This window comes from Leclercia adecarboxylata (assembly GCF_035787115.1).
Classification (GTDB): domain Bacteria; phylum Pseudomonadota; class Gammaproteobacteria; order Enterobacterales; family Enterobacteriaceae; genus Enterobacter; species Enterobacter adecarboxylatus_E.
Genome location: NZ_JALKTL010000037.1, coordinates 1 through 255, shown reverse-complemented (window position 1 = coordinate 255; position 255 = coordinate 1). Strand labels below are relative to the sequence as shown.

Here is a 255-nt window from a genome sequence, read left to right as displayed (position 1 = left end):
CTAACTGGAGGACCGAACCGACTAATGTTGAAAAATTAGCGGATGACCTGTGGCTGGGGGTGAAAGGCCAATCAAACCGGGAGATAGCTGGTTCTCCCCGAAAGCTATTTAGGTAGCGCCTCGTGAATTCATCCTCGGGGGTAGAGCACTGTTTCGGCTAGGGGGCCATCCCGGCTTACCAACCCGATGCAAACTGCGAATACCGAGGAATGTTATCACGGGAGACACACGGCGGGTGCTAACGTCCGTCGTGAA

The 255-nt window shown here is 54.5% G+C and carries 1 rRNA gene; it reads left to right on the top strand.

The features are described from left to right. Window positions 1–255, top strand: a 23S ribosomal RNA gene (locus MXM41_RS22930); the annotation flags it as partial.